The sequence below is a fragment of the Stenotrophomonas sp. genome (assembly GCF_032056425.1).
Taxonomy (GTDB): Bacteria; Pseudomonadota; Gammaproteobacteria; order Xanthomonadales; family Xanthomonadaceae; genus Stenotrophomonas.
The window spans coordinates 61,838-77,601 of the sequence record NZ_DAMBCN010000008.1 but is presented as its reverse complement, the minus strand read 5'-3'; the positions used below and the strand labels follow the sequence as shown (position 1 = coordinate 77,601).

Here is a 15,764-nt window from a genome sequence, read left to right as displayed (position 1 = left end):
TCCCGCTGGGGCGGGAACTCGATCCTAGGGCGTTTATGAATTCTTAACAAGCCTTGATCCTCCCCAGAACACAAGACCTGCCTGTTTCACTGAAGCCGTTCAGGCGCCGGTATGTTCCCCTCGGCACCGTGGAACAGTATGCCGAACTCCGTCAACGGAAAGTGATACTCCTGTCCGCAGAACTCGCAACGCACTTCCACGGCGCCGGTGTCCTCGGCGGCCGCACGGGCTTCCTCCTCGCCCAGCGATTCGAGCATGGCCGCGACCCGTTCGCGCGAGCAGGAGCAGGCGAACGACAACGGCTTTTCGCCCACCAGCACCGGCTTCTCTTCGTGGAACAAGCGGTGCAGCAGGTCTTCGGCGGGGGTGGCCAGCAGCTCGGCCTTGCCCAGCGTCTCGAACAGCGCGCTGGTGCGCGCCCAGCCATCATCGTCGCCTTCGTCACCGGGCAGCTTCTGCAGCAGCAGGCCGCTGGCGCCCTCGCGGTCGGCTGACAGCAGCAGGCGGGTCGGCAGCTGCTCGGACTGCTGGAAGTAATCTTCGAAGGCCTCGTCCAGCTCGGCCGCGCTCAGACCGACCAGGCTCTGGTAGCGTTGCGGTTCGCGCGGGTCCAGGCCCGGGTTTTCAATGGTGATGGCCAGCAGCGCGCCCTCGCCGAGGGTGGACAGGTCGCGTGGCGCGTCGCCCCCTTCGGCCAGCTGGGCGATGCCGCGCAGGGTGCCGGCGGCGGTGCATTCGGCGAACAGGGCGCGCAGGGCGGTGTTGCTGCGCAGCTGGATCGACAGGCGGCCGTCAACCTTGGTATGGCCGGTGAACAGCGCCGAAGCCACGGCGGCCTGGCCCAGCAGTTCAGCGGCGTTGTCCGGATAGACCGCGTGGGACAGGATCTGCTGCCAGGTGGCGTGCAGGCGCACGTGCACGCCGCGGACGCCGGCGTCGGGCAGCAGGAAACGGATCAGGGAATCGGATTGGGCGGTCATCGGCTCACATCGCGCGGAAACAGGGGTGGTTGCCGGATAATGCGCCGACAACCAGATAGAAGAAGGATGCACCAGTAATGGGGGCAGGGGGAGAGCAGGACAAGGTGGCGGCCGCTCCGGTCGCACGGCGGCGGCGCTGGCGCTGGCGGCAGCTGCTGTGGCTGCCGGTGCTGTTTGTGGGGTTCAGCTGCCTGCAGGTGCTGGTGTTGCGTTTCATCGACCCGCCGCTGTCCACGGTCATGCTGTGGCGCTACGGCGAAGCCCTGGGCCAGGCTGACTGGTCCTACCGGCTGCATTACCAATGGCGTGACCTGGACCAGATGGCCCCCAGCCTGCCCATTTCGCTGGTGGCTGCCGAAGACCAGCGCTTCCCCGACCACAATGGCTTCGACCTGCAGGCCATCGAGAAGGCGCGTGACCACAACGCGCGCGGTGGGCGCCTGCGCGGCGCCAGCACGATCAGCCAGCAGGTGGCCAAGAACCTGTTCCTGTGGCAGGGCCGCAGCTGGGTACGCAAGGGCCTGGAGGTCTGGTACACGGTGCTGATCGAAGCGTTCTGGCCCAAGCAGCGCATTCTGGAGATGTACGCCAACATCGCCGAGTTCGGTGATGGCGTCTATGGCGCACAGGCGGCGGCGCAGACCTTCTGGCGCAAGGACGCCGCGCGCTTGAGCCCGGCTGAAAGTGCCCGCCTGGCGGCCGTGCTGCCGGCACCGCGCCGTTACAACGCGGGCAAGCCGGGCCCCTATGTGCAGCGGCGCGCGGCGTGGATCCAGCGCCAGGCCCGGCAGCTGGGCGGGGCAGGGTATCTGCAGGAGTAGTGCAGCGGCGGGCCGCAGGCGTGCCTGCGACGTACAATCCGGGCATGAATCGTGACCGCCTGACGTTCGTCATTGCCGCCCACAACGAAGCGCTTGCGTTGCCGCAGCTGCACCCGCGCCTGTGTGCGGTGCTCGATGGCCTGGCCGACATCGACGGTCACGTGCTGTACGTGGACGATGGCAGCAGCGATGACACCTGGGCGGTGATCAGCGGGCTGGCTGCCGTGGATGCGCGGGTGTCGGCACTGCGCCTGTCGCGCAACTTCGGCAAGGAGGCGGCGCTGACCGCCGGCCTGGACCAGGTGCGCGAAGGCGCCGCGATGATCCTGGATGCCGATGGCCAGGACCCGCCGGAGCTGGTGCCGCAGTTCGTGGCGCGCTGGCGCGAAGGGTTCGACAATGTCTACGGCACCCGGCTGGTGCGCGACGGTGAAAGCTGGAGCAAGCGGACCACGGCGGCGCTGTTCTACCGCGTGATCGGGCGCCTGTCGCCCACGCCGATTCCGGCCGACACCGGTGACTTCCGCCTGCTGTCGCCGCGCGCGCTGGGCGCATTGCGCGAACTGCGCGAACGCCATCGGTTCATGAAGGGGCTTTTCAGCTGGGTGGGCTTCCGCCGCGTGGCCGTGCCCTACCACCGGCATGCGCGCCTGGCCGGCACCAGCAAGTTCAGCCTGTGGCGCTTGTGGAACTTCGCGTTGGAAGGCATCACCGGTTTTTCCACCGTACCGTTGCGTGCGGCTACCTACCTGGGGCTGGCGACGGCGGCGGTGGCGTTCGTGTTCGGCCTGTGGGTGATCGTCAAGGCGGCCCTGTACGGTGACCGCGTGGCCGGCTGGCCGACGATGATGGCGGTGATCCTGTTCCTGGGCGGGGTGCAGTTGATCGCCCTGGGGCTGATCGGCGAATACCTGGGGCGGCTGTACGAGGAGTCCAAGCAGCGGCCGCTGTATCTGGTTGACGCGTGGTTGGCGCCGGGCGTGGCAGAATCGGCGCTGCAACCCACCCTGGGAGGGCAGGCAGATGACGTCGGTACGGCAACTGTTGGACGGCAAGTCCCCTGAAGTACATGCAGTCGCGCCTGGCGCGGCGGTGATCGATGCGATCCGGCTGATGGCCGACAAAGGCATCGGTGCGGTGCTGGTCATGGATGGCCCGCGACTGGTCGGCATCCTTTCCGAACGCGACTATGCACGCAAGATCGTGCTGCGTGACCGCTCCTCGCGCGATACCGCGGTGGCGGAGATCATGACCGCGCAGGTGGTGACTGTTTCGCCGGGCGAGCAGGTGGAGCATTGCCTGCAGCTGGTGACCGATTACCGCATCCGTCATCTGCCGGTGGTTGAAGGCGGGCAGGTGCTGGGGGTGATTTCCATCGGCGATCTGGTGAAGTCGGTGATCGATGCGCAGCGGCGCGAGCTGGATCATCTGCAGCAGTACATCGTGGCCGGGTGAGTTTTTCGCTGGCGGGCTTGCAGCCCGCCGGCCCGCTTTTCGAGCCAGAGCCAGAGCCAGAGCGCAAGAGCAGCGCCTTGCTGATGCGTGGGGAGGCGGAGGGCATGGCCGTGCAGGACACGCGGTAAATACGTCCATGTAGCTCGTAGGCGCCGTCCTTGGCGCCTACGGTCCTGCACGGCCATGCCCTCCGCCTCTGGACACGTTCCTGCGAGCGCGGTGAATTTCAGTGCCGATCATCCGCTTCTGCCGACGCCCCGCTTCTGCCGATCATCCGCTTCCGGTAGGTGCCAACCTTGGTTGGCACAGCTTTTGATTTTGATTTTGATTTTGAATTTCCGCTCTCGTTCCGCGCGCGCAGGAAACTGTCCGGAGGCGGAGGGCTACCGCAGGCAGGACCGTAGGCGCCAAGGACGGCGCCTACGAGCTACATGGATGTATTCACCGCGTGTCCTGACTGCGGTAGCCCTCCGCCTCACCCCATGAAAGAGCACGCGCCGCGAACCACCGCTTTTACTTCGCGTACTGCCCACCGCAGTTGGCGTCCTTGCCCGGGCCGGTCTCGATCGTTGCCAGCAGCGCGGCGGGCGGGGCAATGCTGCCCAGCGCCAACGCCACTGCACCGCGCAGGCCCAGTGCCTTGAAGTCCGGGCGGAACGATGGATCCTTGAAGGTGCCGCCGATGCGCAGCGGCGAGCGCAGCACCAGGATGCTCTTGTCTTTCGGCCGCGGCCGCAGCAGCAGGTCCAGCGATTCATCGCGCAGGCTTACGGTGCCCTCGCCAATGACGATGGTGTCGGTGGTGTCCACCGCAAGCGCGCGGCTGGTCATCAGCCCATCGCGCACGCCGAAATCGGCGAAGGCACAGCGCAGCGGAATCTGCCGGTCACCGGTGAACAGGAATTTCACCGATTCGGTGATGTCCAGGCCAGCCAGCTCCATCACCAGGTTGCCGACGTGGCCGCGGCCCATCGCCACGCCCACGTCGCCGCTGCTGCCCCCCAGCATCGCGGCGATGGAATTGCCGCGGCCGCTCAGGTCGATCTGGCCGCTGATGCCACCCTTGGCCTGCTCGGCCAGTTTCGCATCGGGGAACAGTTGCCCCAGCTGCACGCCACGAACGCTGGCCTTGAGCGAGGTGGCAATCTGCGGCTGGCGCGCATCCATGCGGATCGTGCTGCGGATATCGCCGCCGGCTACACCGAAGTTCAGCGGGTCTAGCCGCAGTACGCCGTCGTCCAGCAACAGGTGCGCGTCCATGTCATCCAGCGGCAGTGACGGCGCGTTGATGCGGTGCGCCTTCCAGCGCACGTCGGCGTCCATCGCGCGCAGTTTTCCAAGGTTGTAAGGCGTGTCCGGCAGCACGCGGCTGCTGGCCGCCACCTGCGCTGCTTCGGCTTTCTGCTCGGCATTGGCGGTCTCGCCGCTGCCGGTCTTGGGCGGAGCGCCGACGAAGCCGGCCAGATCATCGAAATCCAGGCGGCGCGATTCCAGCGTGGCGGTCAGTCGCGGCCGCTCCCGGCCCACTTCGAACTGCAGGTTGCCGCCCAGGTCGCTGTCACCCACCTTGCCGGTGAAGCGCTGGTAGCGCCAGATGTTGTGGTCGCGCTGCAGGCGGCCATTCAACGCATACGGGGGCGAGGGAGGAATGGCGATGCCGAGCAGCGGGTACAGATCGGCCAGGTCCTGGCCACTGAGGGCGAACTGCAGGTCAAACACCTGCAGGGCGAACGGGTTGGTCAGTGTGCCGCTGGCCACGGCGTGGGTGGCACCGGCACGGCCATCCAGATGGATGCGGAAGGGATGGGCGCTGTCGGTCAGCTGCAGGGGCGATTCGGTGCCACCGCTGAGGGTGAATGCATTGCCCTGCCAGCGCCCCTTGCCGGACACCAGCAGCGGCGGTGCCGCATCGCTCTGGCGCGGCTGACCGCTGCGCACGTTCAGGCGGATATCGGTGCGGCCCCGCACGTCGGAAAACTGCAGGCGTCCATCATCGATGAACAGGCGCTGCAACTGCGGCGGCGTGCCACCGCGGCTGTCACCGAGGAAAACCCAGTTGCCGGGATCCCCTTGGCCCGGTGCGGTCTGCAGCAGCACATCGGGGCGGGTCAGGCGCACTTCGGGCAGTTGCACGCTGCCCCTCAGCAGGGGCCAGACCCGCACGTCGATCTCCACACGATCGGCGCTGGCCATGTTCGGCTGCCTGGCCCAGGCCGCATTGGCGAAGGAGATTGTGTCGGCGCGAACGGTGGTGACGCGGCCCAGGTCCACATCCAGATTGCCGATATGCAGGGCGCGCCCGGTGCGGGCCTGCACCGCGCGCTCCACCGGCCCTTTGAACCAGTTCCAGTCCCACAGGGCCAGCAGGATCAGCAGGGCGGTCAGCAGGAACAGCAGCGCGGCCAGCCAACGCTGGCCGCGACGGCCGGGGCGGCGCAGGCGCCAGCGACGGCGGGAAGGCGCGGCGGGGGCAGGGGCGGTGTTCACGCGCCCATGGTTGCCCTGTCATCGTGGACAGGGCGCGAAGCGCCCATGTGCATCGTGTGCACAGGGCAGCCCGGCACTGGGTGCGCTTACAGCACCTGCATGGTCACGGCCACGAAGTGGCAGACGCTGCCGCCGATCACGAACAGGTGCCAGATCGCATGCGAATAGGGGATCGATTCGCGATGGTAGAAATAGGTGCCCAGCGTGTAGGACAGGCCGCCGGCGAACAGCCAGGCCAGGGTGCTGCCGTCGATGGAGGCCCACATCGGCTTGATCGCCACGATCACCAGCCAGCCCATGGCGATGTAGATGCCGGTGGACAGTGCCTTGAAGCGGCCGGTATAGAACAGCTTGAACACCACGCCACCCAGGGCCAGCGCCCAGATGGCCGCGAACAGGCCCCATCCCCAGGGGCCGCGCAGGCCGATCAGGGTGAACGGGGTGTAGGTTCCGGCAATCAGCACGTAGATCGCGCAGTGGTCGAACACCTTCAGGCGGCCCTTGGCCGTGGGGTGCTGGATGGCGTGGTAAAGCGTGGAGGCGGTGTACAGCAGCAGCAGCGCGATGCCGAACACGATGGCGCTGGCCAGCTGCCAGCCGTCGCCGTAGATGGCGGCCAGGGTGATCAGCACGGCGCCGGCGGCCAATGCGAACACGGCGCCCAGCCCGTGGGTCAGGGCGCTGGCAATTTCTTCACGGATGGAAGCAACAGTCGTGGAGGACATGGCGATGAGGGGGTTCGCGGGGAGGGGGGACCCGCAGCCCCCCTATCATCGCCGCGATGGCGGTTGCTTGCACCCCCGTCGCCGTATGGTGGGTGAACCGGCGCCCATCCACGCATGGCGTGGATCTACCGGGCGCCGATCCGACCCCGGGGCATCAGGCCACCGAGACGGTGTGGGCGGCCTCGCGGGTGGAGGAGAAGCGCACGTCCGGCGCACGTTCCTGCGCCAGCTGCAGGTTCACCCGGGTCGGGGCCAGGTAGACCAGCTGGCCGGCCGCATCCAGGGCCAGGTTCAGCGCGTTCTTCTCGCGGAACTCTTCCAGCTTTTTCTCGTTGCTGCAGGTGACCCAGCGCGCAGTGGTCACGCTGACCGGCTCGAAGGTGGCTTCCACGCCGTACTCGTCCTTCAGGCGGTAGGCGGCCACGTCGAACTGCAGCACACCCACCGCGCCCAGGATCAGGTCGTTGCTGGTGAGCGGGCGGAAGAACTGGGTCGCGCCTTCTTCGGACAGCTGGGCCAGGCCCTTCTGCAGCTGCTTGAGCTTGAGCGGATCGCGCAGGCGTGCACGGCGGAACAGTTCCGGGGCGAAGTTCGGAATGCCGGTGAAGGTGACCGCTTCGCCTTCGGTAAAGGTGTCGCCGATGGAGATGGTGCCGTGGTTGTGAATGCCGATCACATCGCCGGGCCAGGCTTCGGCGGCGATTTCACGGTCGCTGGCCATGAAGGTCAGCGCGTTGGCCAGCTTCATTTCCTTGCCGGTGCGCACGTGGAAGGTCTTCATGCCGGCGTTGAAACGGCCCGAGCAGATGCGCATGAAGGCCACGCGGTCGCGGTGCTGCGGGTCCATGTTGGCCTGGATCTTGAACACGAAGCCGGTCAGCTTGTTTTCCTGCGGGGCGATCTCGCGGCCGGTGGTAGCGCGCGCCTGCGGGGCCGGGGCGTGCTCGACGAAGAAATCCAGCAGCGGCTGCACGCCGAAATTGTTCACGCCCGAGCCGAAGAACACCGGGGTCTGCTTGCCGGCGCGGTAGGCATCCAGGTCGAACGGGTGGCTTGCGCCCTGCACCAGTTCCAGTTCGTCGCGCAGCTCGGCCAGCATCTGCGCACCGATCTTTTCAGCCAGGCCGGGTGAATCGATGGACGGGAAGATGGTCGAATCCTGGCGGGTGAAATTGCGGCCCGGTTCGTACAGGTGCACTTCGCCGGTCAGCAGGTGCACCACGCCCTTCAGGCGCTGGCCCATGCCGATCGGCCAGGTGACCGGGGCGCACTGGATGCCCAACACGGTTTCCACTTCATCCAGCAGCTCGATCGGGTCCTTGCCCTCGCGGTCGAGCTTGTTGATGAAGGTCATGATGGGGGTGTCACGCAGGCGGCATACTTCCATCAGCTTGATGGTGCGCTCTTCCACGCCCTTGGCCACGTCGATCACCATCAGCGCCGAGTCCACCGCGGTCAGCACGCGGTAGGTGTCCTCGCCGAAGTCGGCGTGGCCGGGGGTGTCGAGCAGGTTGACGATCTTGCCTTCGTACGGGAACTGCATCACCGAGGAGGTGACGGAGATGCCGCGCTCCTTTTCCAGCGCCATCCAGTCGGACGTGGCATGGCGGGCGGCCTTGCGGCCCTTCACCGAACCGGCCATCTGGATCGCGCCCCCGAACAGCAGCAGCTTTTCGGTCAGCGTGGTCTTGCCGGCGTCAGGGTGGGAAATGATGGCGAAGGTGCGGCGGCGCGACGCTTCGTTGGCGACTTCGGACATGGCAGTGGCGCCCGCCCGGGGCGCTTTTCAAAGAGATAAGCGCCCGATTATACCGGCCGCCGCCGCTCAGCGCCCGGCGCTGCCGTCGCTGTGGCCTTCGCGGGCGAACTGAAGCTGCCCCCGCGCGGTGAAAATGCGCACCGGCACCGAGCGCAGGCCCATGCCCCGGTTCACCTGGACCACGAAGTGCAGGTGCGGGGCGGTACTGAAGCCGCTGTTGCCCGACAACCCGAGCGGCTGCCCGGCCTGCACCGCCTGGCCGGCCCGCACGCGCATGCCCCCTGCCTGCAGGTGCGCGTACAGCGCCATGCTGCCGTCGCTGTGCAGCACGCGGATGAAGTTGGCCCGGCCGCCATCGCGCTGGCGGTCCTGGCCATTGGCCTGGAAGCCGTCCTGCACCTGCATCACCGTGCCCTCGCGCGCGGCCATGACCAGGGTGCCTTCGGCCAGTGCGAAATCGACCGCATCGCGGTTCTCTTCGTCCTGGTGGCTGAAGCGCCCGTTCGGCGCCTGGTCCACGCGCAGGTGCGCCGCTTCGAAGGGCAGGCGATAGGCCACATCCTCGGCCTGCGCCGACGGCGCGCCCGGCACGGCGTTCATGCGCACTTCCAGGGCGCGTCCATCGGTCGGGGCGGCGAGGTGGCCGACCACCAGCGTGCCGCCACCCTGCACCAGCGACTGCACTGGCAGCCCGTCGATGGACTGGCCGGGCGCGGCGCGCAGTTCGATCTGCAGCGGGCCGGCCAGCGGATTGTCGATGCGTGCCTGCCAGTGCTCGCCAACGGGCTGCAGGCGCAACTGCGCCAGTGGCGCGGCCGAGGGCGCCGCTGCGGGTGCTGCGCGGGTCGGGCCCGCCGGCACCAGACCCCAGCCCTGCCGCCAGTCGCTGGCGTCGGCGATTGGGGGGGGCAGCAGGGCAAGCATCAGGCAGCACAGGGCCGGGCGTGGCATCAGCGGTTCCAGCGGCAGAGGGGCGGCGGGACTGTAGCCGATCCTGAACAGAGGCGACGGTACTGCTTCCCGGTTCGGTGCCTGGGTTCATTCATCGCTTTATCCGCATGAAGGGATTGACATGCCCGGAATCCGCTGGCATCGTGGTTCCACCATCGAGACCGGCAGAGGGACAGGCCCTTTGAAGCCGGGGCAGCCCGCAGGCATGCAAATGCCGGCGTAGGTGCCAAATCCTGCGGGGACCGTGGCGTCCACCGAAAGATGGTTCGAGCGTGCACCGCCGTGCATCTTGAACGCGAGCCCCGCGAAGGCTCGATGGCCGATTCCCAACTGGATCCCGCCATGAGCTTCGCCCCCAGCACCGTGCTCCGCCCCGAACCCTTTGCCCCCGTCAGCGTGCCGGTCGACCACCGCGTGCACGCCGAGCGCGGCGAGTTCGCCGCTGTGCTGTCGATGCGCCACGCCGGCCCCTGCCCGGTGCGCCTGCGCTATGAATGGGTGGGCCCGGCCAACGCGCCGGTGGTGGTGCTGGCCGGCGGCATTTCCGCGCACCGCCACGTAGCCAGCAACCCGCAGTTCAGTGAAAAGGGCTGGGCCGAAGGCCTGGTTGGCGCCGGGCGCGCGCTGGACCCGCAGCAGCTGCGCGTGCTGGCCTTCGATTTCATCGGTGCCGATGGCGCGCTGGACGTGCCCATCGACACCGCCGACCAGGCCGACGCGCTGGCGCTGCTGCTGGACCATCTGGGAGTGCGCACGCTGAAGGCGTTCGTGGGTTACTCGTATGGCGCGCTGGTCGGCCAGCAGTTCGCGGTACGCCACCGTGCGCGGGTGCGCCAGCTGGTGCTGGCCAGCGGTGCACATCGCCCGCATCCCTATGCCGCCGCGTGGCGCGCGCTGCAGCGCCGTGCGGTTGCACTGGGCCAGCTGCAATGCGGCGAAGACCATGGCCTGGCCCTGGCCCGCCAGTTCGCGATGCTCAGCTACCGCACCCCGGAGGAATTCGGCGAACGTTTCGACGCCGCGCCGGAAGTGATCAATGGGCGCGTACGGGTGGCCGCCGAAGACTATCTGGATGCCGCCGGTGCGCAGTACGTGGCGCGCACGCCGGTGACCGCCTATCTGCGCCTGTCCGAATCGATCGACCTGCACCGGGTGGACCCCGCCGCCCTCCTGCTGCCCACCGTGGTGGTGGCCGTGGAAGGCGACCGCCTGGTGCCGCTGGCCGATCTGGTCAGCCTGGTCGAGGGCCTGGGCCCGCGCGGCAGCCTGCGCGTGCTGCGCTCGCCCTATGGCCACGATGCCTTCCTGAAAGAAACCGATCGCATCGACGCGATCCTCGCTACCGCCTTCCGCACTTCTGGAGAGTCCGCATGAGCCTGCACGCCAACGAGCCGTCCTGTAGTCGCACCACCGCCGCGGTCCGCGCCGGCATTGATCGCGATACCGCCCACGGTGCCGTGACCCCGCCGATCGTTCTGTCGTCGAACTTCAGTTTCGAAGGCTTCGGCAACAAGCGCCAGTATGACTACACGCGCAGCGGCAATCCGACCCGCGACCTGCTGGGTGAGGCGCTGGCCGAACTGGAAGGCGGCGTGGGCGGTGTGGTCACCGCCACCGGCATGGGCGCGATCAACCTGGTGTTGAACGCGCTGCTGCAGCCGGGCGATACCCTGGTGGTGCCGCACGATGCCTACGGCGGCAGCTGGCGCCTGTTCAACGCGCTGGCGAAGAAGGGTCACTTCGAGTTGGTCACCGCCGACCTGACCGATCCGCGCGCGCTGGCCCAGGCCCTGGCCACCCAGCCGAAGCTGGTGCTGATCGAAACCCCGTCCAACCCGCTGCTGCGCATCACCGACCTGCGCTTCGTGATCGATGCCGCGCACAAGGCAGGCGCATTGGTGGTAGTGGACAACACCTTCCTGTCGCCGGCGCTGCAGCAGCCACTGGCCTTTGGTGCCGATCTGGTGCTGCATTCCACCACCAAGTACATCAATGGCCACAGTGATGTGGTCGGCGGCGCGGTGATCGCACGCGATGCGGCCGTGCACGAGCAGCTGGTGTGGTGGGGCAACGCGCTGGGCCTGACCGGATCGCCGTTCGATGCGTTCCTGACCCTGCGCGGCCTGCGCACGCTGGATGCGCGCCTGCGCGTGCACCAGGAAAACACCGTTTCCATCGTTGGTCTGCTGGATGCGCATCCGGCCGTGGCGCAGGTCTACTACCCCGGCCTGGCCGATCACCCCGGCCACGCCATCGCCGCCCGCCAGCAGAGCGGTTTCGGCGCGATGCTGTCGTTCGAACTGGCCGGCTGCGAAGGCGATGATCCGCATGCGGCCGTGCGTGCGTTCGTCGATGGCCTGCGCTGCTTCACCCTGGCCGAATCGCTGGGCGGCGTGGAAAGCCTGGTCGCGCACCCGGCCACCATGACCCATGCCGCCATGACCGCCGAGGCCCGTGCAGCGGCGGGTATCAGCGAGGGCCTGCTGCGTCTGTCGGTGGGTATCGAGGCCGAGCGTGACCTGCTGGCGGATCTGGACGCAGCGCTGCAGCGCGCGGCCGCTGTGATCGACCATGCCGCGCGCCGCAAACAGGTGGTGGATGCATGAGCGCAGTCGCCGCTGAAGTGCCCGCCTTCGGCGCGGGTCGGTTGGCACTGCTCGGTACCGGCACGGTTGGCACGGCCTTCGTGCAGCGCTACCAGGCGCTGCAGGCGCGTGGACTGCTGCTGCCCGGCGTGCAGTGGCTGGCCAATTCGCGCACCGCACTGGCGATCGATCGTGACCTGGCGGTGCCGCTGGAACTGGCACGGCGTGCCCCACGCGATGGCCAGGGCGCGCCGCGCTGGGCCGGTACCGAAGGGCTGGAGCGGGGCGATGTGGTGGTCGACGCCACCGCCAGTGAAGAGGTGGCAGCACGCCACGTGCAGTGGCTTGCGCGGGGTGTGCATGTGGTCACCGCCAACAAGCTGGGCCGTGGCGCGCAGTTGGCGCGTGCGCAGGCCATTGCCAGCAGTTGCGCCGACAGTGGCGCACGCTACGGCGACAGTGCCACGGTGGGCGCGGGCCTGCCGCTGCTCAGCAGCCTGCGCGCACTGGTGGCTGGCGGCGATCACATCCACGCCATCGAAGGCGTGCTGTCTGGTTCCCTGGCCTGGCTGTTCCATCGCTATGATGGCCAATCGCCGTTCTCGGCCGCGGTACGCGAAGCGCTGGCGGCGGGCTACACCGAGCCGGACCCGCGGGTGGACCTGTCTGGTGAGGATGTGCGGCGCAAGTTGTTGATCCTGGCGCGCAGCAGCGGTCTGGCGCTGGACGCCGCACAGGTGCAGGTGGACTCCCTGGTGCCTGCCGCGTTGGCAGAGCTGCCGTTGGAACAGGCACTGGCTGCACTGCAGCAGCTGGATGCGCCGCTGCAGGCGCGCTGGCAGCAGGCGCAGGCGCAGGGCCGCGTGCTGCGCTTTGTCGGCCGCGTGGATGCACAGGGGGCGCAGGTGGGCCTGCGCGAGCTGGCTGCCGATCATCCGTTGGCGCAGGGCGCTGGCACCGACAACCGCGTGGCCATCCATAGCGACCGCTATCGCCAGCAACCCCTGCTGATCCAGGGGCCGGGCGCGGGCGCCGAAGTGACGGCCGCTGCCCTGCTGGACGATGTGCTGCGTATAGCAGGTTGAAGGATCGCCGGGCATGGCCCGGCGCTACCCGGATCTCGCAACGGTAGCGCCGGGCCATGCCCGGCGGAACGCCATCAACGCGCCTTCAATGCCTTCAGCAACGCCGCGTTGAACTGCTTCGGATCCTGCACCTGCGGCGAGTGCCCCAATGCGGCGAATTCGACCAGCGTTGCGCCCGGAATGGCCGCTGCGGCGGCCTTGCCCAGCGCCGGGTAGTTGCCCAGGGTGGCCTTCAGTTCCGCCGGTGCCTGGTCGCGGCCGATCGCGGTGCGGTCCTTCTGCCCGATGAACAGCGTGGTGGGAACCTGCAGATTTTTCAGCTCGTAGACCACCGGCTGGTTGAACACCATGTCCGAGGTGAGCGCCTGGCTCCAGGCCACCGCCTGCTTGCCGGGGCCTGCATACATGCCCGACTGCATGCGTGCCCAGGTTTCATAGGCCGGCTTCCACTTGCCGTCGTAGTAGACGTCCAGCTGGTAGCGGCGGATGCTGTCGTAGCTGATGTTCATCTCACCGGCAAACCAGGCATCGACGCTGCGCCACGGTACGCCCAGCGCCTTCCAGTCTTCCAGCCCGATCGGGTTGACCAGCGAAAGGCTGCGCAGGTCCTGCGGGTAGGTGAGTGCGTAGCGCACGCCCATCATGCCGCCCATGGAATGGCCGACCAGGTGCACCGGCAGGTCGCCCAGCTGCAGGTGCTGCAGCAGCGCATGGGTGTTGGCCGCCAACTGCCCGAACGAGTACTGGTAGCGCTCAGGCTTGCTGGACTTGCAGAAGCCCACCTGGTCCGGGGCGATGACCCGGTAGCCCGCGGCCACCAGCGGCTTGATCGTTTCTTTCCAGGTGGCGGCGCAGAAGTTCTTGCCATGCAGCAGCACCACCACACCGATCGGCTTCTTCTTCGGCGCGATGTCCAGGTAGGCCATTTCCAGCGTCTGCTGCTGCGATTCCAGGGTGAAGGTCTTTACCGGGTAACCGTAGTCGAAGCCTTCCAGCCGCGCGCCGTAGGTGGGCGGCGGCGCGGCCAGCGCGGACAGGGGCAGACAGGCAAGCAGGGCAGCAGCGACCAGTCGCATGGGGTTCTCCGGAGTGGGGAAGACCGAGCCTAACCGCAAAACGTTGCAGCCGCGATCAACACTCGATCACGTTCACCGCCAGCCCGCCGCGGCTGGTTTCCTTGTACTTGTCCTGCATGTCACGGCCGGTATCGCGCATGGTCTTGATCACTTTGTCCAGCGACACCTTGTGCTTGCCGTCACCACGCATGGCCATGCGCGAGGCGTTGATCGCCTTCACCGCGCCCATCGCATTGCGTTCAATGCACGGAATCTGCACCAGACCGCCGATCGGGTCGCAGGTCAGCCCCAGGTTGTGCTCCATGCCGATTTCCGCGGCGTTCTCGATCTGGCTGGGGTTGCCGCCCAACGCAGCGACCAGACCGCCGGCGGCCATCGAGCAGGCCACGCCCACTTCACCTTGGCAGCCCACTTCGGCTCCGGAAATCGAGGCGTTTTCCTTGTACAGGATGCCGATCGCCGCCGAGGTCAGCAGGAAGTCGAACACGCGCTGTTCGTTGGCGCCGGGGCAGAAGCGGTCGAAGTAATGCAGCACGGCCGGCAGCACGCCGGCGGCACCGTTGGTCGGCGCGGTCACTACGCGGCCACCGGCCGCGTTCTCTTCGTTCACGGCCAGCGCGTATAGATTCACCCAGTCCAGCGTGGTCAGCGGATCGCGCATGGCCGCTTCGGGCTTGGACGACAGTTCGCGGTACAGCGCCGGTGCGCGACGGCCGACCTTCAGGCCACCGGGCAGTACGCCTTCCTCGCGGATGCCGCGCGCCACGCACGATTGCATCGCGCTCCAGATCTCGCGCAGCTTCTCGCGGATCTCCTCTTCGCTGCGCCAGCACTTCTCGTTCTCGAACATCAGCTGGGCAATGCTCAGCCCGCTGCGCGCGGTCTGCGCCAACAGTTCGTCACCGCTCTTGAACGGGTAGGGCAGCGGGGTCTCGTCGGGCACGATGCGGTCGTCGGCAGCATCGTCCTGGTTGACCACGAAGCCGCCACCCACCGAGTAGTAGTCGCGGGTGGCGATCACTTCATCGTCGGCGTTGTAGGCGGTGAAGCGCATGCCGTTGGTGTGGTAGGGCAGTTTCTGCCGCTTGTTCATGCCCAGGTCGCGCTTCTCGTCGAAGGCGATCTCGTGCTGGCCCATCAGCACGATGCGCTTGGTGCTGCGGATGCGTTCCAGGGTGGCGGGAATGATGTCCGGATCGATCAGGTTCGGGCGCTGGCCTTCCAGGCCGAGCAGGATGGCCTTGTCGGTGCCGTGGCCGCGCCCGGTCAGGGCCAGCGAGCCGTAGACATCGGCGCGGATGCGCGCCACTTCGTGCAGGCGGCCCGGGTCCAGCAGCCAGCGGTGGATGAAGCGTTCGGCGGCCTTCATCGGCCCGACGGTGTGGGAGGAGCTCGGGCCAATGCCGATCTTGAAAACGTCGAACGTGCTGACAGCCATGGTTGCCGTACTGCGGGTACCGGAAGAGGCCGCTATTCTAGCCGTTCGTGCTGCGCGGCCATGGCTGCGGCGCAGCATTTCCGCCTTCGGAGCCTGAACCGTGTTGACCCTGTTCCAGCGTGACGATTGCCACCTGTGCGACCTGGCCTTGTCCGAACTGGCCAAGGCGCGGGCGCCGGAGTTCGATTCGGTGTTCCTGGATGACCACCCGGCGCTGGAAAGCCGCTACGGCGCGCGGGTGCCTGTGCTGCGCGATGAGGGCAGCGGCCGCGAACTGGACTGGCCGTTCGATGCCGCCACCGTGCAGGCCTGGCTGGCGGCAGGTTGAATCCGCCGGCCATGGCCCGGCGCTACCCTGTGCCTCCGTTCCACGGTAGCGCCGGGCCATGCCCGGCGGCGGTC

14 protein-coding genes and 1 riboswitch are annotated in these 15,764 nt (G+C 67.7%); of the genes, 7 read left to right on the top strand and 7 right to left on the bottom strand.

Annotated features, from left to right (window positions below; all coding sequences use genetic code 11):
* Positions 1-86: 86 nt before the first annotated feature.
* Entirely contained in the window at positions 87-980 is an 894-nt protein-coding gene (locus tag RTY46_RS07845) for an Hsp33 family molecular chaperone HslO (RefSeq protein WP_312707624.1), read from the bottom strand.
* 77 nt (positions 981-1,057) lie between these two features.
* Between RTY46_RS07845 and mtgA the strand changes: the two genes are divergently transcribed.
* Genes mtgA through RTY46_RS07830 form a run of 3 tightly spaced genes read left to right on the top strand, consistent with a single transcriptional unit; the run spans position 1,058 to position 3,256 of the window.
* Positions 1,058-1,801 carry a monofunctional biosynthetic peptidoglycan transglycosylase gene (gene mtgA, locus RTY46_RS07840; protein ID WP_312707623.1) on the top strand — a complete coding sequence of 248 codons (744 nt, stop codon included), beginning with the start codon at positions 1,058-1,060 and terminating at the stop codon, positions 1,799-1,801.
* Between the two features lie 44 nt (positions 1,802-1,845).
* Positions 1,846-2,865 (top strand): glycosyltransferase family 2 protein, encoded by a 1,020-nt coding sequence (locus RTY46_RS07835; protein WP_312707622.1) that lies wholly within the window; start codon positions 1,846-1,848, stop codon positions 2,863-2,865.
* Positions 2,825-3,256, top strand: coding sequence for a CBS domain-containing protein (locus RTY46_RS07830; RefSeq protein WP_312707620.1), 432 nt, complete (start codon positions 2,825-2,827; stop codon positions 3,254-3,256). Before RTY46_RS07835 ends, RTY46_RS07830 begins: the two co-directional genes overlap by 41 nt.
* A gap of 513 nt (positions 3,257-3,769) precedes the next feature.
* Here RTY46_RS07830 and RTY46_RS07825 read toward each other — a convergent pair.
* From RTY46_RS07825 to RTY46_RS07810, 4 genes are all read right to left on the bottom strand, one after another.
* Positions 3,770-5,743, bottom strand: a complete 1,974-nt coding sequence (locus RTY46_RS07825; protein WP_312707618.1) for an AsmA family protein — start codon at positions 5,741-5,743, stop codon at positions 3,770-3,772.
* An 86-nt stretch (positions 5,744-5,829) separates the two neighbouring features.
* Positions 5,830-6,468, bottom strand: a complete 639-nt coding sequence (locus tag RTY46_RS07820; protein ID WP_312707617.1) for a hemolysin III family protein — start codon at positions 6,466-6,468, stop codon at positions 5,830-5,832.
* 154 nt (positions 6,469-6,622) lie between these two features.
* Positions 6,623-8,227, bottom strand: a complete 1,605-nt coding sequence (locus tag RTY46_RS07815) for a peptide chain release factor 3 (protein WP_312707616.1) — start codon at positions 8,225-8,227, stop codon at positions 6,623-6,625.
* 66 nt (positions 8,228-8,293) lie between these two features.
* Positions 8,294-9,178: a M23 family metallopeptidase gene (locus RTY46_RS07810; protein ID WP_312707615.1), complete on the bottom strand. Its 885-nt coding sequence runs from the start codon at positions 9,176-9,178 to the stop codon at positions 8,294-8,296.
* 149 nt (positions 9,179-9,327) lie between these two features.
* Positions 9,328-9,446: riboswitch (SAM riboswitch) on the top strand.
* A gap of 74 nt (positions 9,447-9,520) precedes the next feature.
* On the opposite strand from RTY46_RS07810, the gene RTY46_RS07805 reads away from it, so the two are divergent.
* Genes RTY46_RS07805 through RTY46_RS07795 form a run of 3 tightly spaced genes read left to right on the top strand, consistent with a single transcriptional unit; the run spans position 9,521 to position 12,848 of the window.
* Positions 9,521-10,552, top strand: coding sequence for a homoserine O-succinyltransferase (locus tag RTY46_RS07805; RefSeq protein WP_312707614.1), 1,032 nt, complete (start codon positions 9,521-9,523; stop codon positions 10,550-10,552).
* Complete coding sequence (locus tag RTY46_RS07800; RefSeq protein ID WP_312707613.1) at positions 10,549-11,784, top strand: O-succinylhomoserine (thiol)-lyase; 1,236 nt, start codon at positions 10,549-10,551, stop codon at positions 11,782-11,784. Before RTY46_RS07805 ends, RTY46_RS07800 begins: the two co-directional genes overlap by 4 nt.
* Complete coding sequence (locus RTY46_RS07795; RefSeq protein WP_312707612.1) at positions 11,781-12,848, top strand: homoserine dehydrogenase; 1,068 nt, start codon at positions 11,781-11,783, stop codon at positions 12,846-12,848. The genes RTY46_RS07800 and RTY46_RS07795 overlap by 4 nt, the downstream gene beginning before the upstream one ends.
* A 74-nt stretch (positions 12,849-12,922) precedes the next feature.
* Here the strand turns inward: RTY46_RS07795 and RTY46_RS07790 are convergent, their stop codons facing one another.
* Together RTY46_RS07790 and RTY46_RS07785 are read right to left on the bottom strand one after the other, a co-directional pair.
* Positions 12,923-13,924: an alpha/beta hydrolase gene (locus tag RTY46_RS07790; protein WP_312707611.1), complete on the bottom strand. Its 1,002-nt coding sequence runs from the start codon at positions 13,922-13,924 to the stop codon at positions 12,923-12,925.
* Positions 13,925-13,979: 55 nt separating this feature from the next.
* Positions 13,980-15,362, bottom strand: a complete 1,383-nt coding sequence (locus RTY46_RS07785) for an L-serine ammonia-lyase (protein WP_312707609.1) — start codon at positions 15,360-15,362, stop codon at positions 13,980-13,982.
* A 100-nt stretch (positions 15,363-15,462) separates the two neighbouring features.
* On the opposite strand from RTY46_RS07785, the gene RTY46_RS07780 reads away from it, so the two are divergent.
* Complete coding sequence (locus RTY46_RS07780; protein ID WP_312707608.1) at positions 15,463-15,690, top strand: glutaredoxin family protein; 228 nt, start codon at positions 15,463-15,465, stop codon at positions 15,688-15,690.
* Positions 15,691-15,764 lie beyond the last annotated feature (74 nt).